The sequence below is a fragment of the Streptococcus humanilactis genome, assembly GCF_019448275.1.
GTDB classification, from domain to species: domain Bacteria; phylum Bacillota; class Bacilli; order Lactobacillales; family Streptococcaceae; genus Streptococcus; species Streptococcus humanilactis.
Genome location: NZ_JAHXBZ010000001.1, coordinates 770896 through 771194, shown reverse-complemented (window position 1 = coordinate 771194; position 299 = coordinate 770896). Strand labels below are relative to the sequence as shown.

Below are 299 nucleotides of genomic sequence, written 5' to 3'. Positions count from 1 at the left end.
ATACAGAACACGTATACGAAAAAGTAACCACTTCATTCAAGGATAAAGAAGGAAACGCAATTCCAGGAAATCCAACAGAAGAAGGTGAACAACCTAAGAAAGCTATCCCAGGATATGAGTTTGTAACAACTACAACTGATAAAGATGGTAACGTAACTCACGTTTACCGTAAAGTAGTTAAGACAACAACATCATTCGTAGATGAAAGTGGTAAGGCAGTTTCACCAAATGAAGAAGGTAACCAACCTAAGAAAGACGTTCCAGGATATGAGTTTGTAACAACTACAACTGATAAAGAT

At 36.8% G+C, this 299-nt stretch carries 1 protein-coding gene; it reads left to right on the top strand.

Annotation, left to right across the window (positions count from 1 at the left end):
• Nucleotides 1–299, top strand: a 299-nt coding sequence (locus tag KV696_RS10005) for a MucBP domain-containing protein (RefSeq protein ID WP_258318546.1), incomplete at both ends; no start/stop codon positions are given.